Below are 24,567 nucleotides of genomic sequence, written 5' to 3' on the forward strand. Positions count from 1 at the left end.
CCGCAAGGCCAGTTCCGTGCGTTCGACGTCCTCACCATGGGCCGGATCGGCGTGGACCTCTACCCGCTGCAGACCGGGGTGCCGCTCGCCGAGGTGGAGACCTTCGGCAAGTTCCTCGGCGGCTCCGCCTCCAACGTCGCGGTGGCCGCGGCCCGGCTCGGGCGGCGCACGGCGGTGATCACCCGCACGGGAGCGGACCCCTTCGGCGCGTATCTCCACCAGGCGCTGCGGGAGTTCGGCATCGACGACCGCTGGGTCACGCCGGTCGACGGACTGCCCACGCCCGTCACGTTCTGCGAGATCTTCCCGCCCGACGACTTCCCGCTCTACTTCTACCGGCAGCCGAAGGCGCCCGACCTGGAGATCCACCCGGGCGAGCTGGACCTCGAAGCGGTGCGTGCGGCACGGGTGTTCTGGATGACGGGCACCGGCCTGAGCGCACAGCCCAGCCGTGACGCCACCCTCGCCGCCCTCGCCGCGCGCTCCCGCGCCGGCCTCACCGTCTTCGACCTGGACTGGCGGCCCATGTTCTGGCACGAGGAGCCGCGCCCGTACTACGCGCAGGCCCTCACCCACGCCACGGTCGCCGTGGGCAACCTGGAGGAGTGCGAGATCGCCACGGGCGTACGGGAACCTCTGGACGCCGCACGGGAGTTGCTCGGGTACGGGGTCGAGCTCGCGGTGGTCAAGCAGGGCCCCAAGGGGGTGCTCGCCATGAACAGCAAGGGCGAGAGCGCCGAGGTGCCGCCCGTGCCGGTCGAGGTGGTCAACGGGCTGGGAGCCGGGGACGCCTTCGGCGGCGCGCTGTGCCACGGGCTCCTGTCCGGCTGGGACCTGGAGCGCGTGATGCAGTATGCGAACGCGGCGGGGGCGATCGTCGCCGCACGCCTCGCCTGCTCCTCCGCGATGCCGTACGCGCACGAGGTCGAGGCGGTCCTGGCCGGCGGCCGGGTGGCGGACGGCCACGGTGAGGGCGGCCCGGCGGACGGCGGTCGCGGTGAGGACGGACCCGGTGCGGGCGGCTCTGCGGACGGCGGCCGGAGATGAGCGTCCCGGTGATCAGCCCCGCCGAGCTCGCCCGTACGCGGGCCCGGCGCCCCGAAGCCGTGGCGGAGGCGGCCGCGGCGCGGCGCCGGCGCGGGAGGCTGATCGGCGACTCCGGCCGCCTGATGATCGTCGCCGCGGACCATCCGGCGCGCGGCGCGCTCGCCGTCGGCGGCCGCCCGCTCGCCATGGCCAACCGCCTCGACCTGCTGGAGCGGCTCTGCCTGGCCCTCGAACACCCGGGCGTGGACGGGGTGTTGGCCACGGCAGACATCCTCGACGACCTGCTGCTGCTCGGTGCGCTCGACGACAAGGTGGCGCTCGGCTCGATGAACCGCGGCGGCCTCGCGGGCTCCGCCTTCGAGCTCGACGACCGTTTCACCGGCTACCGGCCCGCCGACCTCCAGCGCTCCGGCCTGGACGGCGGCAAGCTGCTGCTGCGTATCGACTACGACGACCCGGGCTCGCTCGCCACCCTGCACTCCAGCGCGCGCGTGATCGACGAGATGGCCGAGCGCCGGCTCCCGGTGTTCGTCGAGCCCTTCGTGTCCCGGCGCACCGAGGGGCTGCTGCACAACGACCTCTCCGCCGAGGCCGTGACCACCTCGATCGCCGTCGCCTCCGGACTCGCCGGGACCTCCGCGTACACCTGGCTGAAGGTGCCCGTCACCGAGAACCCCGACGACATGGAGCGCGTCATGGCCGCCTCCACGCTGCCCACGGTGATCCTCGGCGGGGACACGCAGGGCGACCAGGAGGCCGCGTACGAGAAATGGCGCGGCGCCCTGCAACTGCCCACCGTGCAGGGGCTCGTCGTGGGCCGTTCGCTGCTCTATCCGCCCGATGACGATGTCGCGGCCGCCGTGGACACGGCCGTCGGACTGCTCTGATCTGCTCGACCCCTCTGGAGGGCTGTGATGCACCTACCCGCCGGCACAACGGCGCACGGGCCGTACGCCCTGGACATCGGTCCGGAGACGGCCGGCTGGTCCTTTGCGGCCCTGCGCGTCCTCGACCTGCCGCCCGGCGGCTCGCACACCCTCGCCGCCGGGGACAGCGAGTGGATCGTGCTGCCGCTCACCGGCGGCTGCACCGTCTTCGTGGACGGATCGCTGTTCGAACTCGACGGCCGCAAGGACGTCTACGCGGGAGCCACCGATTTCGCCTATGTGCCGCGTGACTCCCACGCCCAGATCGCCTCCGCCGTGGGAGGCCGGTTCGCTTTGGCAGGAGCGAAATGCGAGCGGAGACTCCCGGCTCGCTACGGCCCCGCGGCGGAGGTTCCGCTCGAAGCGCGCGGCAGCGGACGGTGCGCGCGCGAGGTGCGCGGGCTCGCCGCCGCCGACGCCTTCGCCTGCGACCGCCTCATCGCCGTGGAGGTCCTCACCCCGGGCGGCAACTGGTCCTCGTATCCGCCGCACAAGCACGACGAGCAAGTGCCCGGTGAAGAAAGCGAGTTGGAGGAGATCTACTACTTCGAGATCGACGGCGGCCCGGAAGGGCTCGGCTACCAGCGCGTGAGCCCGTCGCGCGCAGGCGGCACGGATGTGCTCGCCGAAGTCCGTACGCGGGACGCGGTCCTGGTGCCGGACGGGTGGCACGGGCCGTCGATCGCCCAGCCCGGACACGACATGTACTACCTGAATGTGATGGCGGGGCCGGGGGAGGGGCGCGAGTGGCGGATCCGGTTCCACCCCGACCATGCGGAGGGTTACCGATGAGGCTCACCACGGCCCAGGCGCTCGTCCGGTTCCTGGCACGGCAGTACACCGAGCGCGACGGCAGCCGGCAGCGGCTGATCACCGCGACCTGGGGCATCTTCGGGCACGGCAATGTGGCCGGGCTCGGCCAGGCGCTCGTCGAGTACGCCGACGAGATGCCCTTCCACCAGGGGCGCAACGAGCAGGCGATGGTGCACGCGGCGGTCGGCTACGCGCGGCACGCGCGGCGCCTGTCCACGCACGCGGTGACGACCTCGATCGGCCCGGGCGCGACGAACCTGGTCACCGGCGCCGCGCTCGCCACCATCAACCACCTCCCCGTACTCCTGCTGCCCGGCGACGTGTTCGCGGCCCGCCCCGCCGACCCCGTGCTCCAGCAGCTCGAAGTCCCGCATGCGGGCGATGTGTCGGTGAACGACTGCCTGCGGCCGGTGTCGAAGTTCTTCGACCGCGTGACGCGCCCCGAGGCGCTGATCCCGGCGGCCCTGAGCGCGATGCGGGTGCTCGCGGATCCCGTCGAGACGGGTGCGGTGACGCTGGCGCTTCCGCAGGACGTGCAGGCGGAGGCGTACGACTGGCCGGAGGAGTTCTTCCGTGAGCGGGTGTGGCGGGTGCGGCGGCCCGAGGTGGACGACCGCTCCCTGCACGAGGCGGCCGGCCTGATCCGCGCCGCCCGGCGGCCGCTCATCGTGGCGGGCGGCGGGGTGCGGCACGCCGGGGCCGAGCCCGCCCTCCGGGCCCTCGTCGAGAGCACGGGTATCCCGGTGGCCTGCACGCAGGCGGGCAAGGGGTCGCTGCCGTACGACCATCCCGCGGACGTCGGCGCCATCGGGCACACCGGGACGGCCGCCGCCGACCGGCTCGCCCGCACGGCCGACGTGGTGATCGGGATCGGCACCCGGTACACGGACTTCACCACGGCGTCGGGCACGCTCTTCGAGAACCCGGATGTGCGGTTCGTGAACCTCAACATCTCCGGGTTCGACTCCCACAAGATGGGTGCGGTGTCGCTGGTCGGGGACGCGCACGAGGGGATGGCACAGCTGCGGTCCCTGATCGGGGAGCGGGTGCCGCAGGCGTACGAGGAGGAGTACACCCGGGCCAAGGCCGACTGGGAATCCCTGGTCACCCGCGCCTACACCGCCCCCGACGACGCCCGCCCCACCCAGATCCAAGTCCTCGGCGTCCTGGACGAGTTGGTGGACCACCGCGACGTCCTGATCAACGCCGCCGGATCGCTCCCCGGCGACCTCCACAAGCTGTGGCGCACCCGGTCCCACGACCAGTACCACGTCGAATACGGCTACTCCTGCATGGGATACGAGATCCCGGCGGCGATCGGCGTGAAGCTCGCCGAGCCCGAGCGCGAGGTCTGGGCGCTGGTCGGGGACGGCACGTATCTGATGATGCCCACCGAGCTCGTCACCGCCGTGCAGGAAGGGATCGCGATCAAGGTCGTGATCCTCCAGAACCACGGGTACGCGTCCATCGGCGGTCTGAGCGAGTCCGTGGGGGCCGAGCGGTTCGCCACCGCGTACCGGATGAAGGCCGCGGACGGGACGTACACCGGCGACCCGCTGCCCGTGGATCTCGCGGCGAACGCGGAGAGCCTGGGGATGCGCGTGGTGCGCGCGAAGACCGTCGGTGAGCTGCGGGAAGCCCTGCGCGAGGCCCGCGCGGCCACCGTTCCCACATGTGTCTATGTGGAGACCGAATCCGCAGACACAGTGTCGGGCGCGGGGCCCGCGCAGGCGTGGTGGGATGTTCCCGTGGCCGAGACCGCGAGCCGCAAGGCGGCGGTCGAGGCGCGCCGGGCCTATGAACGGCGGGTACGGGACCGCCGGCGGCACCTGTGACCGGCGCCCGGCCCCGTCTGTGACAACCAGCAGGAGTTCGAGGAGTACCCATGACGAACGCCGTGACCAAGACCGTGCACCACTGGATCGGTGGCAAGACCGTCGAGGGCGCCTCGGGCCGCTCGGGCCCGGTCACCGACCCGGCGACCGGCGCCGTGACCACGCAGGTGGACTTCGCCTCCGTCGAGGAGGTGGACGCGGCCGTCGCCTCCGCCAAGGAGGCCTGGGCGACCTGGGGCCAGTCCTCGCTCGCCCAGCGCACGTCGATCCTCTTCAAGTTCCGCGCGCTGCTCGACGCCAACCGTGACGCGATCGCCGAGCTGATCACCGCCGAGCACGGCAAGGTGCACTCGGACGCGCTCGGCGAGGTCGCGCGCGGTCTGGAGATCGTGGACCTGGCGTGCGGGATCACCGTGCAGCTCAAGGGCGAGCTGTCCACCTCCGTGTCGAGCCGCGTGGACGTGGCCTCGATCCGCCAGCCGCTCGGTGTGGTCGCGGGCATCACGCCCTTCAACTTCCCGGCCATGGTGCCGATGTGGATGTTCCCGCTGGCCATCGCCTGCGGCAACACCTTCGTGCTCAAGCCGTCCGAGAAGGACCCGTCGGCGTCGATGAAGATCGCCGAGCTGCTCGCCGAGGCGGGTCTGCCCGACGGCGTCTTCAACGTCGTGCACGGCGACAAGGTTGCCGTGGACCGCCTCCTCGAGCACCCGGACGTCGCGGCCGTCTCGTTCGTCGGCTCGACCCCGATCGCCCGCTACATCCACACCACCGCCTCGGCCAACGGCAAGCGGGTGCAGGCGCTCGGCGGCGCCAAGAACCACATGCTGGTCCTTCCCGACGCCGACCTGGACGCGGCCGCCGACGCCGCCGTGTCCGCCGCGTACGGCTCGGCCGGTGAGCGCTGCATGGCCATCTCCGCGGTGGTGGCGGTCGGTTCGACCGGTGACGAGCTGGTCGCGAAGATCCGCGAGCGCGCCGAGAAGATCAAGATCGGCCCGGGCAACGACCCGACCTCCGAGATGGGCCCGCTGATCACCGCGGCCCACCGCGACAAGGTGGCCTCGTACGTGCACGGCGCCGCCGACCAGGGTGCCGAGGTCGTCCTCGACGGCACCGGCTACACCGTGGAGGGCTTCGAGAACGGCCACTGGATCGGCCTCTCGCTGCTCGACCGCGTCCCGGTCACGGCCGACGCGTACAAGGACGAGATCTTCGGCCCGGTCCTGTGCGTGCTTCGCGCCGAGACGTACGAGGAGGGCCTGGCCCTCATCAACGCCTCGCCGTTCGGCAACGGCACCGCGATCTTCACCCGCGACGGCGGCGCGGCCCGCCGCTTCCAGCTGGAGGTCGAGGCCGGCATGGTCGGCGTCAACGTGCCGATCCCGGTCCCCGTCGGCTACCACAGCTTCGGCGGCTGGAAGGACTCGCTCTTCGGCGACCACCACATCTACGGCAACGACGGCACGCACTTCTACACCCGCGGCAAGGTCGTCACGACCCGCTGGCCGGACCCGTCGGAAGCGCCGTCCGGGGTGGACCTGGGCTTCCCGCGCAACCACTGAGCGCGGCGCGAGGTTCCGGTCCCGGGTCTGCGGCACGCTCCTTCGGGCAGCGTGTCGCAGGCCCGGAGCCGGGTACCCGCGCGCCCATGAAGCCATCGACCAAGGTGCGCGCCTGGCTCGGCAGGCTCCGCGAGGGCTGGGGCTCGGGCCGGCGCCCCGCCGGTACGCCCCGCGAGAGCGATGTGGCGCAGGACGCCGCAACGGCGGCCTCCCGCCCCACCGGCGGTGATCCGCACGCGCACGGCCGTACCGCCCCCTCGACCACCGGCACCGGACCCAGCGGCCGCCAGGTCGGCCGGGTGGCCGGCGAGGACCCCGGGGACGCGGGCGAGACGGGCGCCGAGGCGCGCGGGTCCAACTGAGCGCGAGCCGTGGCGTCTTCGGGTCGACTGGGCGCGAGCCGTGGCGTCTTCGGGTCGACTGGGCGCGAGCCGTGGCGTCTTCGGGTCGACTGGGCGCGAGCCGTGACGCGCGGAACGAACCCCGCCTCAGACCGCGCTCTTCGCCGCCGCGGCCCGTCGCACCGCTGCCGCCGCGAACCCGCGGATCACCGGATGCGGACGGGTCCCGTCGCCCGCCAGCTCCGGCTGGAACAGGGTCGCGAGAAAGAACGGATGGTCAGGGAGCTCGGCGACGCGGACGGCGCCTTCGTCGTCCGTACCGCTGAAGCGCAGGCCGTGTGCGGTCAGGGTGTCCAGGTAGTCCTCCACGAGCGCGTACGCGCAGTGGTAGCGCTCCAACGACCGCTCGGCGCCCAGGAGTTGCTGCGCCAGGGAGCCCGGCCGCAGGTGGACCGTTCCCTCGTGGCCGACCAGGGAGCAGGCGAGGGGTGCGATCAACTGGCGCTCGGCGCCCGGGTCGTTCTCGGCGTGGGCCGCGTCCGTGAGGCCGCACACGGTCCGTGCGAACTCCAGGACCGCGTGCTGGAACCCGCCGCAGGTGCCGAGGAACGGGATGCCTTGTTCGCGTGCGGTGCGCACCGCCCTGACGGCCCCCGCCTCGCTGCGGTACGGGCTGCCGGGCAGCACCCAGACCCCGTCGAAGCCCTCGACCCCTTCGGCCGCCGCCTCCTCGGTCGGAATCCAGTAGGCCTCGAGGCCGAGCTGCTCGCGCTCGCGCAGGGCGTCGAGGAGGCCCGGGATCCGGGTGTGGGAACGGACGTTGGGGGAGCGGTCGCCGACCAGGGCGATCCGGGCGGTCCCCCGTGACATCTGCCTGTCGTGGGCGTGCGGTGTGCGGGCTGCGGTCGTCATGCGCCCATCGTGAACCGGCCCCCGGCATCAGGTCCAACGATGATTCCTGGAGGACGCATCAGCATCGCTGATGTGCGCTGATGCACACTGGCGGGCGTGGATCCCCATCTCCTGCGCACCTTCGTCGCCGTGGTCGACCACGGCTCGTTCTCCGTCGCGGCGAGCGCCCTCGGCTATACGCAGTCGGCGGTCTCGCAACACATCGCGGCCCTCGAAACCGACCTGGGGACAACCCTGTTGACCCGCCGCCCCGTGGCGCCCACCCCGGGCGGTGCCCGCCTCATGGAGCACGCACGCCCGCTGCTGCTGCGCCTGGACGCGGCCCGCGCGGATCTGGCCCGCCTCGACCAAGCACCCGCACAGGGCCTTTCCCTCGCCTGTACGCCGCTGTCCCGTACCGCCCTGCTCACCGCGCCCCTGCCGGGCGAGGGCCCGCACCTGCGCGTGCTCGGCCGCGAGGAGACCTTGCAGGCCGTCACCGCGGGCGAGGTGGACCTCGCCCTGGTGGACGGCGCCGCCGCGCCCAGCGATCCGCTCGCACTCGCGGACATCGGACCGCTCACGACGCTGCGCGTGGCGGAGGAGCCGCTGGCCCTCGTGCTGCCCGCCGGCCACCCCCTGGCCCGGCGCTCCGCCGTCCGCCTGGCCGACCTCTCGGAGGCCCACTGGATCGACGCCCCCGACACGGGCATCCCGCTGCCCCGGCTGCGCGTGGCCGCGGGCTCGGACGGCTTCCGCGCCCGGACCACGTACGAGGGCACGGATGTGCTCATGCTCGGCGCGCTGGTCGCGGCGGGACACGGCCTGACGCTGCTGCCGGCCTCCGCCGCGCGGCTCGTCGAGGGCGTGGCCCTGACCGGTCTCTCGGCGCCGCACCTGGTGCACCGGGTGGAGGTGGTGCACGGCCGCCTTCCGGAGGGCCCGGCGCGTGTGCTGGCGGAGCGGCTGGGTGCGGGGGCGTAACGGTCGCGGGCGGTGAGGCAGGTGCGCGGGGACGTAGCCGCCGGGGGCGGTGAGGCAGGTGCGCGGGGACGTAGCCGGGGGCGGTGAAGCAGGCGCGCGGGGGTTCAGGCCCGGGTGTGCAGGAACTCCGCCGCCGCCCCGGCCACCGCCTCCGCCACCGCGGCGAGGGAGGGGGTGTCCAGCTTCCACTGCTGCCAGTACAGCGGGACGTCGAGATGCTTGCCGGGGGCCAGTTCGACGAGGGTGCCGGCGCTCAGCAGCGGCGCCGCCTGGATGTCCGGGACCAGGCCCCAGCCGAGCCCGGCGGCGACCGCGTCCCGGAAACCCTCGGAGGTGGGGACGTGGTGGCGCAGCGGGCTCGCGCCGGCGCGGCCACGGGTCAGGGTGCGGACGAAGCGGTCCTGGAGTTCGTCGCGCCGGTCGTACACCACCACCGGTGCGTGCGGCAGCAGGCGCGAGAGCGGACCCCCGCTGAGGAACCGCTCCGTGAACTCCGGTGTCGCCGCGGGCAGATACCGCGCACGCCCGAGCGGCCGGACCGTGCACCCCGCCACCGGCTCCGCCGCGCTGGTCACCGCCGCCATCACCCGCCCCTCGCGCAGCAGCGCCGCCGAGTGCCCCTCGTCCTCGCGCAGCAGCTCGAAGCAGACCGGCGGGTCCTGGGGCACCCGGGTCAGGGCGGGCAGGAACCAGGTCGCGAGGGAGTCCGCGTTCACGACGAGGGTCAGCCGGGCCGCCGCGCGCGGCCCGGTGGCGCCGGTGCCGTCCGCCTCGTCCTGCGCGATCCCTAGATCGAGTCGCGCCGCCTGCTCCAGGGCGCTCAGCTGGCGCGCGAACCGGACCACGACCTCGCCCGACTCGGTGGGCCTGACGGGCTTCGTACGCATCAACAGGACCCGTCCGGTGCGCTGTTCGAGCGCCTTGATGCGCTGGCTGACCGCCGAGGGGGTCACGTGCAGGGACGCGGCGGCAGCGTCGAAGGTGCCCTCGTCCACGGCGGCCAGCAGCGTGCGGACCAGGTCGTGCGGCAGTTCCACGGCCGGACCTCTTTCGACAGGAGTGCTAAAGGTACGTAAGAAACCTTAGCTGTACTGATGGCGCGGTGATCCGTAGCGTCGAGGGCATGAACAGCGCACTCCTGCCGGCCCTCGGTGCCGGCTTCGGCACCGGACTCTCCCTGATCGTCGCGATCGGCGCGCAGAACGCCTTCGTGCTGCGCCAGGGAGTGCGCGGACAGGCGGTGCTCCCGGTGGTCGCGATCTGCGCCGCCTCCGACGCCGTGCTCATCGCCCTTGGGGTGGCGGGCCTGGGCGCGGTGGTTACCGCCTGGCCGGCGGCGATGACGGTGGTGGGCCTCGCGGGCGGCGCGTTCCTGCTCGGCTACGGCGCCCTGGCCGCGCGCCGCGTGCTGCGCCCGGCCGAGGGCGAGGGGCTGCGGGCCGAGGGCGCGGGCACCCGGTCCGTACGCGCCGCGGTGCTCACCTGCCTGGCGCTCACCTGGCTCAACCCGCATGTCTACCTCGACACCGTGCTGCTCCTCGGCTCGGTGGCGTCCCAACGCGGCGATCTGCGCTGGGTGTTCGGGATCGGCGCGATGCTGGGCAGCCTCGTGTGGTTCGCGGCGCTCGGCTACGGGGCGCGGCTGCTCAGCGGCGCGCTGGCCCGGCCGACCGCCTGGCGGGTGCTCGACGGGGCAGTGGCCGTCACGATGCTCTCGCTCGGCGGGATGCTCCTGCTGCGCACCCTGTGAGCTCCGCGCGATGCCTTACGCGTCGAACTCCCACAACAGCACCGCACACACCCCGTCGTCCTTCGCCCCCGTCCAGCGGTACGTGGCGAGCGCCCCCTCGTTGTCCGTGTCCACCGGCACCCACATGTCGTAGCAGCCCAACTCCCGTGCGAGCCGAGACAGTTCGGCGATCAGGGCGGAGGCGATGCCCCGGCGGCGGTACGGGGCGTCGACGGCCAGCTCGTACAGGCACATCTCGACGCCCTTGTCCGGGTGGTGGATCTCCACGCCGGTGATGAACCCGACGGGCGCGCCGTCCTCGTACGCGAAGAACATGTGGTGGCCGCCGGCGGCGAGGAAGCGGCGCGTGGCCTCCTCGCGGGGCGGCCCGTCGAAGAGGTGGGCGGCGGCTGTCACCTGGTCGGCGTCGGTTGCGCGGCGGATGTCCATTCCTCATCCGTATCACGGGAGTTGGGCGGAACGGTCCCTCTTTTCAGGCGCGTGCGCAGGCGGCGTCCGAGGGCGCGCAGACCGCCCCCGCGGCGGATCCTTCGCGCGGTGAACACCAGGACGAGGAGCCCGAGCAGGGCGAGCAGCACGCGCCAGGGCGCCGCCACGAAGGAGGTCTCGGCGGTGCTCCGCGCCACCTTCGGCTCGTCGAAGGCGCCCGCGGTCGCCTTGAGCGTGACCCAGTCCAACTGGGGCGCGTCCGCCCAGCGTTCGGTGAACTCCACCCGCTGGCCCGGCAGCAGCTCCAGCTTCAGCGCGCGCGGCCGCTGCGTCAGGACGTCGCGCCCGAAGAGCCCTTCGGCGGACAGCTGGACGGTCGGGCGCAGCCGCACGTTGCCGCGGTTGACCAGGACGTACGTCACGTCGGCCCGTGCGTCGGAGATCCAGGGGATCAGGGGCGCGCTGCGGGCCACGGACACGGACTCGACGGCGAGGTCGGGCGCCACCGGCCCGTTGACCCGCAGATACATCCGCGCGCCCACCGAACGCTGCACGCCCACCTGCACCTTGTCCTTCTTGCGGACGCTTTCCACCTTGGTGTTGAGCGCCACGATGCCGCCGATGTGGTCGCCCGGGCTCGCGTCGGCGGGCACCTTCATACGGAACGGGATGTCGACGCGCTGCCGGGCCTCGACCGTGAGCGTGGTGTCGCGGGCCGCGTCCTTCCTGCCCAGGCGGATCCACGTACCGACGTCCTTCGGCTCGCGCTCCACCGGAAGCAGCGCGAAGGCGCCGCCCTGCGGGGTGTTCACGGCGTCCGTCGCGAACACCCGGAAGGTGAGGGCCTCGTCCGAGGTGTTCGCGATGGTCGCGCTGTCCTCGATCTCCGCGCCCGGGTCCGCCTCGTGCGCGAAGTACTCGCGGGTGTTCTTCTCCGAACCCACGGGCGGGGTGGGGAAGACGGCCCAGGTGCCGTTGTCCGCCGCGCGGGCGGCCGGGAGAGGCCCGGCGAGGGTCACGAGCAGGCCGACCACGGCGGCCACGATCAACGCGTACGGTCTGGGCATGCCTGCTCCAAGTCATGTACGGGGAAGGTGTGTCGGAGCAGGGTGCGCCCGCCGAGCGAGCCGGGGCGCACCCCGCTCCCGTGCCGGTTACGCCATCGAGAACGTGACGACCGACTGGTAGGCGTCCGCGAACATGAACGGCGGGAGCTTCAGGGACGCTCCGCCGCCGACCGCGAACTCGCCACCGGTCAGCTCCTCACCACCGGGCGCCTGGGAGGCGACCTGCTTGGGCGTGTCCGTGATCGCGCCGGCCGCACCCACCGCGCAGGCGCTCGGGCTGTCCGGGTTGGTCACGGTGCAGGTCGGCGCGATGGAGAGCGCCGCCGTGTTCATGGCGTGGCCGGTCTCCGCGTTGAGGAACGGCGTCCTCGTCACGGTGACGTCCCAGCCGAGGCTGCCGCCGCGGAAGTCCTGCACGGCGGCCGCGTTGAACGTGCCGGTCACCGTCTGGGACTTGCCGTTGATGGTGACCGAGCCCAGGTCGAGGGTCGGCAGACCGCCCGCGGGTCCGATCGCCAGGGCGCCCGGCAGCACCTCGATGTCGACGGGGTGCGGCACGCCCTCGATGGGCGTCACCCACACGAAGGCCTTGCCCGGCGTACTGCCGATGCGGATGCTGTCCGCCTTCGTCGTCACGGTCAGCGTGCAGGTCGCGTTGCCCGCCGCGTCCGCCGTACCGGTCCCGGTGTCGGTGTCCACGCCCGCGAGCGAGGCCGTGCAGGTCACCGGTCCGGGCGCGAAGTTGACGCCCGACACCGTCACGGCCGTGCCCGGACCGCCGTTGTTCGGGGTCAGCTTGGTCGTGGTCGGCACGGTCGGCACGGGGATCTGGTTGGCCACCGCGGAGACCTTGGGCGCGTTCGCCGTGCAGACGGTCTCCTGCGCGCCGAGCGGCGGGTTGGTGATCGTGGTGACCGTCTTCGACGAGTCGATCAGCCAGTTGATCGCGCCCGGGGTCGCGCTCGCCGGGATGGTGATCGGCGCGTTGTTGGTCCAGGGGTCGATCTTCGGCTCGCCGTTCGCCGGGACGTTCTGCGAGGCCTGTACGTCGCCCTGGACCGTGACCTTCGTCCCGTCCGGGATGCCCGCGTTGTCGAGCTCGAACGTGAGCGAGGGTGTCATGGTCAGGGTCAGGGCCAGCGGCACCGTGATGCCCGTCGCGGTGGGCGTCACCTTGACCGAACCGGCCGGCAGCACGTCACCGGGCTGCACCTCGTCCGGCACCTCGACCGTGTACGTGGCGTTCATGTCACGCGGGTTCGGCGCCGGTGATCCCGGCGGCAAGGTGCAGTGCATGCTGGCCGTGGCGGTGCCCGTCACGGCGCTCGCGGGGGCCGCGAGCCCCACGACTCCCGCCCCCACGGCAAGGGCCAGCGCTCCCACGCAGGCCAGACTTCGCTTACGGGTGGTTCTCACTGGGTGGTGCCCCCTCGGGTCGTGATCCTCTGATGCGATACGGCAGTTGGGCAGCCGTAAGTGATCACAGGAGGTGTCGGCCCAAGGCGATGGCGCTTACATTGGAACCGGCACTCCTGTGCCGACGGACCGGCCACCCTTGACCTGTTGGCGCGGGAAAGGGTGGCCGGTTTTCGTGTGCGCTTCGCTTGCTGTGGTGCGGTGGTCGCATTAGCGCGCCAGGTGCACGAGATGTCAATGACATGTGAAGACGGCTGCAGAGTGCATATGACGACCCGTCAGGTCAGAAAGCGTCAGTAGTCGGATACGTCCGTGATGTCGGCAGTAAGGTGCGCTTAACCCGGCCTGTATCCGCAGGAGGGACACGTACTGCGTCTGCGGTACGCCGGGCACGTTCCGTACCTCTCCGGGAGGCCGGGGGTTTCCGTCCGGCGGGGGCCGCGGTTGTCACACCGCCCGCTTACGCTCGTAGGCATGGATCTTCGACTGCCCCGGCTGACGCGTGCCCGCACCCGGCCGCGCCGGCGCCGCCTCGCCGCCGCCGTGGCCGCGCTCGCGGTGCTCGCGGGCGCCGGCACTTGGACGGCGGTGGCCGCCGACGACGGACCCGCCGTGCACCGCAGCGACCGCGTGATCGCCACGAACGGGGCGCGGATCGACACCTCGTACTTCACCGCGGGCGACCCCGCGAAGAAGCGCCCCGCCGTGCTCATCGGCCACGGCTTCGGCGGCAGCAAGAACGACGTACGGGCCCAGGCCGAGGACCTGGCCCGCGACGGGTACGCGGTCCTGACCTGGTCCGCGCGCGGCTTCGGCAAGTCCACCGGCAAGATCGGGCTGAACAATCCGCAGACCGAGGTCGGCGATGTCTCGTATCTGATCGACTGGCTCGCGGACCGGCCCGAGGTGCGGCTCGACAAGAAGGGTGACCCGCGCGTGGGCGTCACCGGCGCCTCGTACGGGGGCGCGGTCTCGCTGCTCGCGGCGGGCCATGACGCGCGCGTGGACGCGATCGCGCCGATGATCACGTATTGGAACCTCGCGGACGCCCTGTTCCCGAACGGGGTGTTCAAGAAGCTGTGGGCGGGCTACTTCCTGTCCACCGGCGGCGGCTGCGACCGCTTCGAGCCCACCGTGTGCGAGATGTACAACCGGGTCGCGGTCGCCGGGAAGCCGGACGAGGCCGCGCGCAAGCTGCTCGCGGAGCGCAGCCCGGCCGCGGTCGGCGACAAGATCAAGGTGCCCGCGCTGATCCTCCAGGGGCAGACCGACTCGCTCTTCCCGCTCGGCCACGCCGACGCGATGGCCAAGGCCATCGGGGACAACGGGGCGCCGGTCTCCGTGGACTGGATCGCGGGCGGCCACGACGGCGGCGACATGGAGGCGGGCCGCGCGCAGGCCCGCGTGGAGGACTGGTTCGACCGCTACCTCAAGGAGGACGAGGGTGCCGACACTGGCCCCGCCTTCCGCGTCACGCGCACCGGGGGAGTGGACTCCACCGACGGCCGCGCGCAGCTGCGCGGCGCCACCGACGGCACCTACCCCGGCCTGGAGAGCGGCCTGAAGAGGATCGAGCTGACCAAGGGCACCAAGTCCGTGGAGAACCCGGCGGGTGCGAACCCGCCCGCGATCTCCAACGTGCCGGGGATCGGCGGCGGCCTCACCCAGCTCTCCTCGCTCGGCGTCGGCGGACTCTCCGTGGACTTCCCCGGCCAGTTCGCGCGCTTCGACTCGAAGCCGCTCACCGAGGACCTGCGCATCACCGGCTCGCCCACGGCCCGCGTCCGGGTGCAGTCCGACAGCGGCGAGGCGGTGCTCTTCGCGAAGGTGTACGACGTCGGGCCCGACGGGCGGCGCGAGGTGCTGCCCTCCCAGCTGGTCACGCCGGTCCGGGTGACCGACGCGAAGGACGGCCGGGAGGTCGACCTCACGCTGCCCGCCATCGACTACGAGGTGCGCTCCGGCCACAAGCTGCGCCTCGCGCTCTCCTCCACCGACCTCGGCTACGCCTCACCGGTCGAGCCGGCCACGTACAAGGTGACGCTGCTCGACGACCTGAGCGTGCCCACCGCCCCCGGCGTGCGGACGCAGGCCGCCTCGCTCCCCGCCTGGGTCTGGGCGCTGCCGCTCGCGGGCGTGCTGCTCGCCGCGGGCCTGCTGTTCACCGCGCGGCGCCGCGCGGCCGCACCGCCCGCGGACCCCGCGCTGGCCGAAGTGCCGCTCCAGATCACGGACTTGAGCAAGAAGTACGGCAAGTCCGACCGCTATTCCGTACGGGACCTCAGCTTCCGCGTCGAGAAGGGCCAGGTGCTCGGCCTGCTCGGGCCCAACGGCGCGGGCAAGACCACCACCCTGCGCATGCTCATGGGCCTCATCACCCCCGACGGCGGCGAGATCCGCGTCTTCGGCCACGCCATCCGGCCGGGCGCCCCGGTCCTGTCCCGCGTGGGCGCGTTCGTCGAGGGCGCCGGGTTCCTGCCGCACCTGAGCGGCCGGGAGAACCTGGAGCTGTACTGGGCCGCGACCGGCCGCCCCGCCGAGGACGCCCACATCGACGAGGCGCTGGAGATCGCCGGCCTCGGCGACGCCCTCGCCCGCGCCGTGCGCACCTACTCCCAGGGCATGCGCCAGCGCCTGGCCATCGCCCAGGCCATGCTCGGCCTGCCGGACCTGCTGATCCTCGACGAGCCGACCAACGGACTCGACCCGCCGCAGATCCGCGAGATGCGCGAGGTGATGATCCGGTACGCGGCGGGCGGGCGCACCGTCATCGTCTCCAGCCATCTCCTCGCCGAGGTCGAGCAGTCCTGCACCCATCTCGTAGTGATGGACCGCGGACAGCTCGTGCAGGCCGGGCCCGTCGGGGAGATCGTCGGCTCGGGCGAGACGCTGCTCGTGTCCACCGAGGAGCCCGTCACCGAAGCGGTCGCCGAGAAGATCGACGCCCTGCCCGGCATCGGCTCCGCGGCGCTCACCGAGGGCGGTCTGCTCGTCCGGCTCGACGGCGCGAGCGTGCCCGGCCTGCTGGCCGAACTCCTGCGCCTCGAAGTGCCGGTGACCGGGGTGGGCCCGCACCGCCGCCTCGAGGACGCGTTCCTGAACCTGATCGGAGGCTCGGCGTGATCACGAAGACGGACGCGCCCCGCACCGCGGCGGCCGACGCGAGCGCCGCGGCCCCCGGCTACCGCGCCCGGCGCACCCTGCCCTTCCGCGTGGAGGCGCTGCGCCAGCTCAAGCGGCGCCGCACGATGGTGATGGCCGGGATCCTGACCGCCCTGCCGTTCATCCTGGTCGCGGCCTTCGCGATCGGCGGCACCCCCGACGGGGACGGCGACCGCGGCCCGACCCTGATGCAGACGGCCACAGAATCCGGCGCGAACTTCGCGGCGACCTGCCTGTTCGTCTCGGCCGGATTCCTGCTCGTCGTGCCCGTCGCCCTCTTCCACGGCGACACCGTGGCCTCCGAGGCCAGTTGGTCCTCGCTGCGCTATCTGCTCGCCGCGCCCGTGCCGCGTGCCCGGCTGCTGTGGTCGAAACTGGCGGTGGCGCTCGCGTTCAGCGCGGCGGCCATGGTGCTGCTCCCGCTGGTCGCACTGGTCGTGGGCACGGCGGCGTACGGCTGGGGCCCCTTGCAGCTGCCGACCGGCGGCGGACTCGGCGCGGCCGACGCGGCGGGCCGCCTCCTGATCGTCACGGCCTACGTCTTCCTCTCCCAACTGGTCACCGCCGGCCTCGCGTTCTGGCTCTCCGTGAAGACCGACGCACCGCTCGGCGCGGTCGGCGGCGCGGTGGGCCTGACCATCGTGGGCAATGTCCTCGACGCCGTCACCGCCCTCGGCGACTGGCGCGACGTGCTGCCCGCGCACTGGCAGTTCGCCTGGGTGGACGCTCTCCAGCCGAACCTGGAGTGGGGCGGGATGGTGCAGGGGGCGGCGGTGTCGGTGACGTACGGCGTGGTGCTCATCGCGCTGGCGTTCCGGGCGTTCTCGCGGAAGGACATCGTGTCCTGAGGCGAGCTTGCCTGGCAGGGGCACGGTGCCCTGAGGCCCGCGCGGCCTGGTCGGCCCGGCCGACCTCAAGTCCCCACCGGGGCCCGGACGTTATGGTTCCGCGACCGCGTTGATCACCCCGAACCCGGCCCGTGACCGCCTCGCGACCGCTGTTATCGCCCCGCGACCGGCGTTGCCGCATCGCAACCCTTCCGCAACCACCTGGGCCGCACGTTCCCGGGACCTCCCGCGTCACAGTCACAAGACCGCTGACCGAGGGGGTACTTGATGGGACGCGCAGGGATACGGACCGGGGCGCTGGCCCTGGTGATGGCCGGGGCGATGCTCGCCACCGGATGCGGAGCCGGGGGCAGCAGCGACGGCAACCGCGCGCGGGAGGGCGGTGGCAAGGCGGACAGCGCGCCCATGCCCGCGCCCGACCAGCCGCGCGGCACCGAAGGGGCGCAGAAGGACGACGAGAGCCGCGAGATCGCGCCCGAGCCGGACTACCTGTCCACCTTCGCGCTCGACGTGGACACCGCCTCGTACGGCTATGCCCGCCGCTCGCTCGAAGAGGGCCGGATCCCGGACCCGGCGAACGTGCGGCCCGAGGAGTTCGTCAACAGCTTCCGCCAGGACTACGAACGCCCGGACGGGGACGGCTTCTCGGTGACCGTGGACGGCGCACGCACCAGCGACCCCGACTGGTCGCTGCTGCGGGTCGGCCTCGCCACCCGCGGCAGCGACGAGGAGCGCCGCCCGCCCGCGGCCCTCACCTTCGTCGTGGACATCTCCGGCTCCATGTCCGAGCCCGGCCGGCTCGACCTCGTCCGCGACTCGCTCGATCTCATGACCGACCGGCTGCGCTCCGACGACCGCGTGGCCATCGTGACCTTCAGCGACGAGGCCGAGACCGTACTGGAGATGACCCGGATCGGCGGCAACGAGGACCGCATCCACGACGTGATCGACGACCTGGAGCCCACCGACTCGACGAACGTCGCGGCCGGGGTGCAGGAGGGCTACGACACCGCGGTCGACGGCAAGGTGCCCGGCTCCACCAACCGCGTCGTCCTGCTCTCGGACGCCCTCGCCAACACCGGCGAGACCGACGCGGACGCGATCCTCGAGCGCATCGAGGACGCACGCAAGGAACACGGCATCACCCTGTTCGGGGTGGGCGTGGGCAGCGACTACGGCGACCAGCTGATGGAGCGGCTCACCAACAAGGGCGACGGCCACACCACCTACGTCTCCGAACTCGCCGAGGCCGAGCGGGTGTTCTGCGAGGACCTGCCCGCCCACATCGAGCTGCGCGCCCGCGACGCCAAGGCGCAGGTGGCCTTCGACCCGAACACGGTCAAGCAGTTCAAGCTCATCGGCTACGAGAACCGCAAGGTCGCCGACGAGGACTTCCGCGACGACAGCGTGGACGGCGGCGAAGTCGGCCCCGGCCACACCGTGACGGCGCTCTATGCCGTACGGCTGCGCGACGGCGGCGACCTCGGGCACGTGGCCACCGCGAGCGTCCGCTGGCTCGACCCCGACAACCGCGCTCCGCACGAGGAGTCGGCACGGATCGAGGCCTCCGCCCTGAACAGGCCGCTGTGGGGGAGCGACACCGACGAGTCGCTCCAAGTCGCCGCCGTGGCCGGATACTTCGCCGACGGCCTGCGCACCGAGTCCGGCTACCGGCCCTGCGAGTCCGAGTACACCTGCACGGAGGGCGACGAAGGTACGCAGCCGGCCACCCCGGACGGCACGCTTCCGGGCGCCCCGTCCCTCCCGCAACTACGCACCCAGGCGCACCGGTTGGCCACATCCACCGGCGACTCGGCAGTACGTGACCTCGCGAACTCCCTCACCCAGGCCTGCCGCCTCCTGGGCCTCGAAGCGGCGCCTGAGAAGGGCGACGGGCCGGGGGAGCCGGAGGGCGAGCTGTAGGGATGCGGCCGGCGGGGTCAGTCGTCGCTCGTGCTGCTGCTCGATCCGTTGCCGCCGCTCCTGCCGCTCTTGCTCGCCGCCCGTGCCATCGCGCCCGCGCCCTGGGTGATGGCTGCGATGACCCGCACCCAGCGCGGGCCGCCGAGCTGGGCCCACACGATGCACACCAGGCCGAAGACGACGAGCGCGAGCAGGCCGGAGAAGAAGGCGATTTCCACGTAGGTCCCCCGTGATCGTGCGGCCGCCCCCTGCGGCCGCCATACTCGGGACATCGTCGCAGATCAGAGCCCGGGACGGCAGCCGTCCCGGGCTCTGTGGATCATGCAATCGCCCGGCTGTCAGAACAGCGAGTACAACAACTTGTTCGGCGACCCAGTCCGAGGATCCTGCACCTTCCCGCTCGTCGCCCCGTTCACCAGCGCATCGCGCACCTGCGCAGGCGCCGCCCCCGGGTTCGAAGCGAGGTACAGGGCCGCCACGCCCGCGGCGTGCGGGGAGGCCATCGACGTGCCGCTGATCGTGTTCGTCGCGGTGTCGTTCGTGATCCATGCCGACGTCACCGAGACACCCGGCGCGAACACATCGAGGCACGTGCCGAAGTTCGAGAAGGACCCGCGCCGGTCGTTGCGGTCGGTCGCGCCCACCGTGATCGCCTCGGGCACCCGGGCCGGCGAGTAGTTGCAGGCGTTCTGCGGCCAGCCGAGGAAGTTGCCGTTGCCGGCCGCGACCGCGTAGGTCACGCCGGAGGCGATGGAGCGCTTCACGGCGTTGTCCAGCGAGGTGTTCGCGCCGCCGCCCAGGCTCATGTTGGCCACCGCGGGCTTCACGGCGTTGGCCGTCACCCAGTCCACACCCGCGATCACCCCGGCGTTCGTACCGGAGCCGTTGCAGTCCAGGACCCGGACGCCCACCAGCTTGACGCCCTTGGCCACGCCGTGGTTCTTGCCGCCGACCGTGCCCGCCACATGCGTGCCGTGCCCGTTGCAGTCCTGCCCGTTCTGGCCGCCGCCCACGGTGTCCGTGCCGATGCTCGCGCGCCCGCCGAAGTCCGCGTGCGAGGTGCGGATCCCGGTGTCGATGATGTACGCGGTGACGTTCGAGGCGCTCGTGTTGTACGTGTACGTCGTGGAGAGCGGGAGGTCCCGCTGGTCTATCCGGTCGATGCCCCAGGTGGCGTTCGGCTGCGTCTCACTGATCCGCACCCGCGCGTTCTGCTCCACGTACGCGACGGCCGGATCCTTGGCCAGCGACTTCGCCTCGGCCTCCGAGAGCTTCGCGGCGAAGCCCTTCACCGCGCTGCCGTACACATGCGTGAGGCTGCCCTCGTACTCACCGGCGAGGGACCGCGCGGCCGAAGCCGTCTCGGCGCGCGTGGCCGTGCCGTCCTTGAGCACGACGATCCAGCTGCCCTCGACGGCCGTCGACGCGGGCGCGTAGCGGACATCGCCTTCGGCGGCGCTCGCGGGCGCACCCGCGAACTGGATTCCGGCGGCGAGCAGCACGGGCACGAAGAGCACGCCGAGCCGGCGCGAAGTGGATCTCATGAGTGGAGCACCTGACCTTTCGTTGACCGACCGGAGCCACGTACGCCTGGGATGGCGGCGTACGTATGAGCCCGGGTGGGGACGGGCAATGAGGTGTGCGTGGTGCGTCGGGACCGCCCCGGAGCGGTGCGGGGCTGCCCGAGGTATTCATGGCGTGGCCCTGTGCATGCCAAACATACAGTCCGGGTCCGCGCCCACCTCTCAGAGGTCAGGGCTTGGCGCACAACTCCCGTGCCGCAACGGCCGGATCGGTGGGAAACCGGAACGAAGTGCGCTCCACGGACCCGGCGAGATTGGCGAGAAACCGGCGGACGGTGAGCGGCTCCCGCGTGGCCGCGCGCAGCTCGGCGAGCGGCCCGCACTCCAGCGCCCGCCGCGCGGCCGCGACCTGCAACGGATCGACCCCTTCCGGCAGTTCACCGGCGCCCCGGTCCGCAAGCACCCACGCGTCCGGCAGGTGCTTGTCGTGACCGACCCGCCCGCCCTCGACCCGCTCCGAGTGGGCGGCCAGCGGATACGCGAGCCCGATCGGGTCCAGCGCGGCCCCGTCCAGCGGGATCACCGTGCCGTTGTGCCCGAGTACCGGATACACCCCGGTCACGACCGGAGCCGAGGCCCCGAGCCGCCGCGGACCGCCGAGCAGCAGCGCCGGTGGCTCGGCCGAGCGTGCCGAACTCCCGTACCGTGCATGCCAGTCGGCGCCCGCGAAGGTGTGGTGCAGCGGGTGCGGATCGGCGTTCTGCTGCACGTACACGCCCCGCTCGTCGGCGATCCCGCCGGGCCCGACCTGCCCCTCGTAGTCGGTGCGCAGCGCGCCCGCGCACAGCGCCGCCCACACCGCGATCCCGACGGAGGCCAGCGCGGTGGCGCGCCGCGCGGGCACGAGGAACACCGGAAGCAGCATCAGGAACAGACCGGGCAGCAGCATCCGCCCGTGCATGAAGTCCCCGCCCACCTTGATGACATACGCCCAGCACAGCGCCCCGGCGACCACCGGCGCGAGCACCGGCACCAGCGCGCCGGACCGCCCGGCCCGCACCGGCAGCACGGCCGCGAGCACGAACAGCGCGGGCACCCACAGCAGATACGGTCCTGCGAAGTCCCCGAGATACGTGAACCCGCGCCCCCACAGGCTCTGCGAGGCCTCCTTCGTGACGGCGGGCAGCGGCACGAGATGCCCGTAGTACCCGGCGCGGAACACCTCGTACGCCGCCGGCAGCGCGACCGCCGCGCCCAGCCCCGCGAGCGCCCGGCGCCAGGACGGGCGCACCATCAGCCACTGCGCGCCGAGGAACACCGCGGACACCAGGCCCAGATCCGGCCTGACCAGCGGCCCGAGTCCGAGCACCGCACTGGTCCCCACGGACGCGGGCCGCACCACGAGCAGCAGCCAGCCGCCCGCGAGCCAGCACGTGGCGAGCCCCGTCTCGAGGCCCGAGGTCGCGAAGTCCCAGACGGGCGGCAGCGCGAGCAGCAGGGGAGCGCCGAGCGGCAGCACGGACACCTCGCGCCGTACCCCGTTCCGGCCCTCGCCGCCGTAACTCCCGTACAGGCGGAGGCAGCCGTACGCGGCGAGCGCGAACCCGGCCGCCGTCAGAAGCAGTCCGCCGTACACGGCCGCCGACGCCAGGTCCACGCCCGTGGCACCGGCGGCGGCGAGCAGCCACTGCCAGAGCGTGCCGGTGGAGGCCTCGGCGCGCTCGCCGGGATTGAAGACCGGCCCGTTGCCCGCGAGGATCTGGCGGACCGTGCGGACGTAGATCATGGCGTCGTCGGACATCCAGCGCCGCTGGTATCCGGCGACGAGGATCACCAGGGCGGGCAGGGCGATCAGCGCGGGTCGGAGCCACCGCTTCGGGCGGGTGTCTTCCTCGGTGAACTCCACGGTGTGGGTGGGTGCGTACGTCGTGGCCATGGACCGACCCTCACCCGGCACCCGCCGCAGAGGGCGCGGGCGCGCCGGTGGTGTGCGCCTGACGGGTGCACGCGATGTGCGCTGCCGGAACCATTGATTTCCCGTTACGCATCGGTAAGTTGACCCCTGCGTAAAGAACTTGGCACCACCCCGCACCACCTGTCGTGACCGGCGGACCACGGAGACGGCCATGGGCGTACGCAAGGACCTGAAGCGGGCGAAACAGCGCAGCGACCTCGCGGCCAGGACGCGCACCGAGATCCTCCGCGAGGACGGAGTGGTGCGCGAGGTGCGCACCCCCGCCCTGGTCGCGGAGAAGACCGGCGGCTCGATCGCCGACATCCCCTTCGTCAACGCGCAGGAGGACCCCCGGGCGGTGGTCGTCCGCCGCAAGCAGGCGGGCCAGTGGCGCCCGGTGACCGCCGAGGCCTTCGCCCGCGAAGTGACCGCCGCCGCCAAGGGGTTGATCGCCGCCGGACTCGAACCGGGCGGCCGGGTCGCCCTGATGTCCCGTACGCGCTACGAATGGGCCGTCCTCGACTTCGCGATCTGGGCGGCCGGCGGCCAGAGCGTCCCCGTCTACGCCACCTCGTCGGCCGACCAGATCGCCTGGATCGTCGCGGACTCCGGAGCCCGCTTCGTGATCACCGAGACCGCCGAGAACACGGAGACCGTACGGGCGGCCGTGAGCGAGCCGCAGGCCCGGCTCTTCGAGCTGGACGCCGGCGCGATCCTCGAACTCGCGCAACTGGGCCGGGACATACCCGACGAGGAGGTGGAGAAGCGGCGTGCCGCGCTCACCCCCGACACCATCGCCACGCTCTGCTACACCTCGGGCACCACGGGCCGCCCCAAGGGCTGCGTCCTCACGCACGGCAATCTGCACGCCGAGGCCGCCAACACGGTCGAGCTGCTGCACCCGGTGTTCACCGAGATCACCGGCCAGACCGCCTCGACCCTGCTGTTCCTGCCGCTCGCGCACATCCTGGGCCGCGCGATCCAGATCGCCTGCCTGCTCGCCCGCATCGAGATCGCCCACTGCCCCAGCATCAAGCCCGACGAGCTGCGGCCCGAACTCCGTTCCTACCGGCCGACGTTCCTCGTCGGCGTCCCGTACCTCTTCGAGAAGATCCACGACACCGGCCGCGCCACCGCCGAGAAGATCGGCCGCGGCTCCTCCTTCGAACGCGCCGACCGGATCGGGGTGCGCTTCGGCGAGGAGTACCTGCGCAAGTTCCTGGACCGGGGCAAGGGCCCGTCCCTCGGCACGTATCTCGCCTGGGGCCTGTACGACCTGCTGGTCTACCGCCGGATCCGCAAGGAGCTCGGCGGCCGGCTGCGCTACGCGATCAGCGGCGGCTCCCCGCTCGACCCCCGCCTCAACCTCTTCTTCTACGCGGCCGGGATCATCATCTACGAGGGCTACGGCCTCACCGAGACCACCGCAGCCGCCACCATCACGCCCCCGCTCAGCCCCCGCCCCGGCACGGTCGGCCTGCCGGTGCCGGGCACGGCGATCCGTATCGCGGACGACGGCGAGGTCCTGATCAAGGGCGGCATCGTCTTCGGCGCGTACTGGAACAACACGCAGGCCACGGGCCAGGCCCTGGACGAGGGCTGGTTCGCCACCGGCGACCTCGGCTCGCTCGACGAGGACGGCTATCTGCGGATCACCGGCCGCAAGAAGGACATCCTCGTCACCAGCGGCGGCAAGAACGTGGCCCCCGCCGTCCTGGAGGACCGGCTGCGCAGCCGCCCGCCGATCGGCCAGTGCATCGTCGTCGGCGACAACCGCCCGTTCATCGGCGCGGTCATCACCCTGGAGCCGGACGCGGTCGCGCACTGGCTCTCGGTGCGCAAGCTGCCGGCCGACACCCCGATGTCCGAGGTGATCCGCGACGAGCGCATGCTCGCGGATGTGCAGCGGGCCGTGGACTACGCCAACGAGGCGGTCTCGCGCGCCGAGTCGATCCGCGCGTTCCGCCTGGTGGAGGGCGAGTTCAGCGAGGAGAACGGCATGCTCACGCCCTCCCTGAAGGTCAAGCGGCGGGCGGTCATGACGGCGTACGGGCGCGAGATCGAGGAGTTGTACGCGAAGGCCTGAGGCAGGA

General features: G+C 72.5%; 20 protein-coding genes. 12 read left to right on the forward strand and 8 right to left on the reverse strand.

Annotated elements, in window-relative coordinates; translation table 11 throughout:
* Positions 1-36 precede the first annotated feature (36 nt).
* The 6 genes from iolC to BLT97_RS28965 all read left to right on the forward strand — a co-directional run bounded on the left by iolC (position 37) and on the right by BLT97_RS28965 (position 6,548).
* A complete protein-coding gene (gene iolC, locus BLT97_RS28940) occupies positions 37-1,047 on the forward strand; it encodes a 5-dehydro-2-deoxygluconokinase (RefSeq protein ID WP_093615574.1) in 1,011 nt (336 codons plus the stop codon).
* A complete protein-coding gene (locus BLT97_RS28945; RefSeq protein ID WP_093615395.1) occupies positions 1,044-1,934 on the forward strand; it encodes a Cgl0159 family (beta/alpha)8-fold protein in 891 nt (296 codons plus the stop codon). The genes iolC and BLT97_RS28945 overlap by 4 nt, the downstream gene beginning before the upstream one ends.
* Positions 1,935-1,961: 27 nt before the next feature.
* Positions 1,962-2,765 (forward strand): 5-deoxy-glucuronate isomerase, encoded by an 804-nt coding sequence (gene iolB / locus BLT97_RS28950; RefSeq protein WP_093615397.1) that lies wholly within the window; start codon positions 1,962-1,964, stop codon positions 2,763-2,765.
* Positions 2,762-4,621, forward strand: a complete 1,860-nt coding sequence (gene iolD / locus BLT97_RS28955) for a 3D-(3,5/4)-trihydroxycyclohexane-1,2-dione acylhydrolase (decyclizing) (RefSeq protein WP_093615399.1) — start codon at positions 2,762-2,764, stop codon at positions 4,619-4,621. The genes iolB and iolD overlap by 4 nt, the downstream gene beginning before the upstream one ends.
* Positions 4,622-4,683: 62 nt before the next feature.
* Complete coding sequence (gene mmsA / locus BLT97_RS28960; RefSeq protein WP_093615576.1) at positions 4,684-6,186, forward strand: CoA-acylating methylmalonate-semialdehyde dehydrogenase; 1,503 nt, start codon at positions 4,684-4,686, stop codon at positions 6,184-6,186.
* 86 nt (positions 6,187-6,272) lie between these two features.
* Positions 6,273-6,548, forward strand: coding sequence for a hypothetical protein (locus tag BLT97_RS28965; protein ID WP_093615401.1), 276 nt, complete (start codon positions 6,273-6,275; stop codon positions 6,546-6,548).
* Positions 6,549-6,674: 126 nt separating this feature from the next.
* On the opposite strand, the gene BLT97_RS28970 is transcribed toward BLT97_RS28965, so the two are convergent.
* On the reverse strand, positions 6,675-7,439 hold the full coding sequence (locus BLT97_RS28970) for a CTP synthase C-terminal region-related (seleno)protein (protein ID WP_093615403.1): 765 nt from the start codon (positions 7,437-7,439) through the stop codon (positions 6,675-6,677).
* Positions 7,440-7,535: 96 nt separating this feature from the next.
* Here BLT97_RS28970 and BLT97_RS28975 point away from each other — a divergent pair, with 96 nt between their 5' ends.
* The gene (locus tag BLT97_RS28975) at positions 7,536-8,402 is read left to right on the forward strand and encodes a LysR family transcriptional regulator (protein WP_093615405.1); all 867 of its coding nucleotides are present in this window, start codon (positions 7,536-7,538) and stop codon (positions 8,400-8,402) included.
* A gap of 104 nt (positions 8,403-8,506) precedes the next feature.
* Here BLT97_RS28975 and BLT97_RS28980 read toward each other — a convergent pair whose 3' ends face one another.
* A complete protein-coding gene (locus BLT97_RS28980; protein WP_093615407.1) occupies positions 8,507-9,439 on the reverse strand; it encodes a LysR family transcriptional regulator ArgP in 933 nt (310 codons plus the stop codon).
* An 86-nt stretch (positions 9,440-9,525) separates the two neighbouring features.
* Here BLT97_RS28980 and BLT97_RS28985 point away from each other — a divergent pair, with 86 nt between their 5' ends.
* The gene (locus BLT97_RS28985; protein ID WP_093615578.1) at positions 9,526-10,152 is read left to right on the forward strand and encodes a LysE/ArgO family amino acid transporter; all 627 of its coding nucleotides are present in this window, start codon (positions 9,526-9,528) and stop codon (positions 10,150-10,152) included.
* Between the two features lie 15 nt (positions 10,153-10,167).
* Here BLT97_RS28985 and BLT97_RS28990 read toward each other — a convergent pair whose 3' ends face one another.
* The 3 genes from BLT97_RS28990 to BLT97_RS29000 form a co-directional block, all read right to left on the reverse strand.
* Complete coding sequence (locus BLT97_RS28990; RefSeq protein WP_093615409.1) at positions 10,168-10,581, reverse strand: GNAT family N-acetyltransferase; 414 nt, start codon at positions 10,579-10,581, stop codon at positions 10,168-10,170.
* The gene (locus tag BLT97_RS28995) at positions 10,545-11,648 is read right to left on the reverse strand and encodes a WxL protein peptidoglycan domain-containing protein (protein ID WP_093615411.1); all 1,104 of its coding nucleotides are present in this window, start codon (positions 11,646-11,648) and stop codon (positions 10,545-10,547) included. Before BLT97_RS28995 ends, BLT97_RS28990 begins: the two co-directional genes overlap by 37 nt.
* 87 nt (positions 11,649-11,735) lie before the next feature.
* The gene (locus tag BLT97_RS29000) at positions 11,736-12,896 is read right to left on the reverse strand and encodes a hypothetical protein (protein WP_143041397.1); all 1,161 of its coding nucleotides are present in this window, start codon (positions 12,894-12,896) and stop codon (positions 11,736-11,738) included.
* 642 nt (positions 12,897-13,538) lie between these two features.
* Here BLT97_RS29000 and BLT97_RS29005 point away from each other — a divergent pair.
* From BLT97_RS29005 to BLT97_RS29015, 3 genes are all read left to right on the forward strand, one after another.
* Positions 13,539-16,187, forward strand: a complete 2,649-nt coding sequence (locus BLT97_RS29005) for an alpha/beta fold hydrolase (RefSeq protein ID WP_093615413.1) — start codon at positions 13,539-13,541, stop codon at positions 16,185-16,187.
* A complete protein-coding gene (locus BLT97_RS29010; RefSeq protein ID WP_245769596.1) occupies positions 16,184-17,074 on the forward strand; it encodes an ABC transporter permease in 891 nt (296 codons plus the stop codon). The genes BLT97_RS29005 and BLT97_RS29010 overlap by 4 nt, the downstream gene beginning before the upstream one ends.
* Before the next feature lie 267 nt (positions 17,075-17,341).
* Positions 17,342-18,997: a vWA domain-containing protein gene (locus tag BLT97_RS29015; protein ID WP_245769597.1), complete on the forward strand. Its 1,656-nt coding sequence runs from the start codon at positions 17,342-17,344 to the stop codon at positions 18,995-18,997.
* A 17-nt stretch (positions 18,998-19,014) separates the two neighbouring features.
* On the opposite strand, the gene BLT97_RS29020 is transcribed toward BLT97_RS29015, so the two are convergent.
* The 3 genes from BLT97_RS29020 to BLT97_RS29030 form a co-directional block, all read right to left on the reverse strand.
* Positions 19,015-19,215 (reverse strand): hypothetical protein, encoded by a 201-nt coding sequence (locus BLT97_RS29020; RefSeq protein ID WP_093615415.1) that lies wholly within the window; start codon positions 19,213-19,215, stop codon positions 19,015-19,017.
* 120 nt (positions 19,216-19,335) lie between these two features.
* Complete coding sequence (locus tag BLT97_RS29025) at positions 19,336-20,541, reverse strand: S8 family peptidase (RefSeq protein ID WP_093615417.1); 1,206 nt, start codon at positions 20,539-20,541, stop codon at positions 19,336-19,338.
* 208 nt (positions 20,542-20,749) lie between these two features.
* Positions 20,750-22,456, reverse strand: a complete 1,707-nt coding sequence (locus BLT97_RS29030) for an arabinofuranosyltransferase AftB family protein (RefSeq protein WP_093615419.1) — start codon at positions 22,454-22,456, stop codon at positions 20,750-20,752.
* Between the two features lie 190 nt (positions 22,457-22,646).
* On the opposite strand from BLT97_RS29030, the gene BLT97_RS29035 reads away from it, so the two are divergent.
* Positions 22,647-24,560: an AMP-dependent synthetase/ligase gene (locus BLT97_RS29035; protein ID WP_093615421.1), complete on the forward strand. Its 1,914-nt coding sequence runs from the start codon at positions 22,647-22,649 to the stop codon at positions 24,558-24,560.
* Positions 24,561-24,567: the final 7 nt, after the last annotated feature.

It is taken from the genome of Streptomyces indicus, from assembly GCF_900100315.1.
Taxonomy (GTDB): domain Bacteria; phylum Actinomycetota; class Actinomycetes; order Streptomycetales; family Streptomycetaceae; genus Streptomyces; species Streptomyces indicus.

Excerpts from the sequence above, each read along its gene's own strand:
- BLT97_RS28990 (WP_093615409.1), bottom strand. The coding sequence starts at position 10,581 with ATGGACATCCGCCGCGCAACCGACGCCGACCAGGTGACAGCCGCCGCC.
- BLT97_RS29005 (WP_093615413.1), top strand. The coding sequence starts at position 13,539 with ATGGATCTTCGACTGCCCCGGCTGACGCGTGCCCGCACCCGGCCGCGC.
- BLT97_RS28985 (WP_093615578.1), top strand. The coding sequence starts at position 9,526 with ATGAACAGCGCACTCCTGCCGGCCCTCGGTGCCGGCTTCGGCACCGGA.
- BLT97_RS28965 (WP_093615401.1), top strand. The coding sequence starts at position 6,273 with ATGAAGCCATCGACCAAGGTGCGCGCCTGGCTCGGCAGGCTCCGCGAG.
- BLT97_RS29030 (WP_093615419.1), bottom strand. The coding sequence starts at position 22,456 with ATGGCCACGACGTACGCACCCACCCACACCGTGGAGTTCACCGAGGAA.
- iolC (WP_093615574.1), top strand. The coding sequence starts at position 37 with ATGGGCCGGATCGGCGTGGACCTCTACCCGCTGCAGACCGGGGTGCCG.
- BLT97_RS28945 (WP_093615395.1), top strand. The coding sequence starts at position 1,044 with ATGAGCGTCCCGGTGATCAGCCCCGCCGAGCTCGCCCGTACGCGGGCC.
- iolD (WP_093615399.1), top strand. The coding sequence starts at position 2,762 with ATGAGGCTCACCACGGCCCAGGCGCTCGTCCGGTTCCTGGCACGGCAG.
- BLT97_RS29015 (WP_245769597.1), top strand. The coding sequence starts at position 17,342 with ATGGGACGCGCAGGGATACGGACCGGGGCGCTGGCCCTGGTGATGGCC.
- BLT97_RS29025 (WP_093615417.1), bottom strand. The coding sequence starts at position 20,541 with ATGAGATCCACTTCGCGCCGGCTCGGCGTGCTCTTCGTGCCCGTGCTG.
- BLT97_RS28970 (WP_093615403.1), bottom strand. The coding sequence starts at position 7,439 with ATGACGACCGCAGCCCGCACACCGCACGCCCACGACAGGCAGATGTCA.
- iolB (WP_093615397.1), top strand. The coding sequence starts at position 1,962 with ATGCACCTACCCGCCGGCACAACGGCGCACGGGCCGTACGCCCTGGAC.
- BLT97_RS29000 (WP_143041397.1), bottom strand. The coding sequence starts at position 12,896 with ATGAACGCCACGTACACGGTCGAGGTGCCGGACGAGGTGCAGCCCGGT.
- BLT97_RS28995 (WP_093615411.1), bottom strand. The coding sequence starts at position 11,648 with ATGCCCAGACCGTACGCGTTGATCGTGGCCGCCGTGGTCGGCCTGCTC.
- BLT97_RS29035 (WP_093615421.1), top strand. The coding sequence starts at position 22,647 with ATGGGCGTACGCAAGGACCTGAAGCGGGCGAAACAGCGCAGCGACCTC.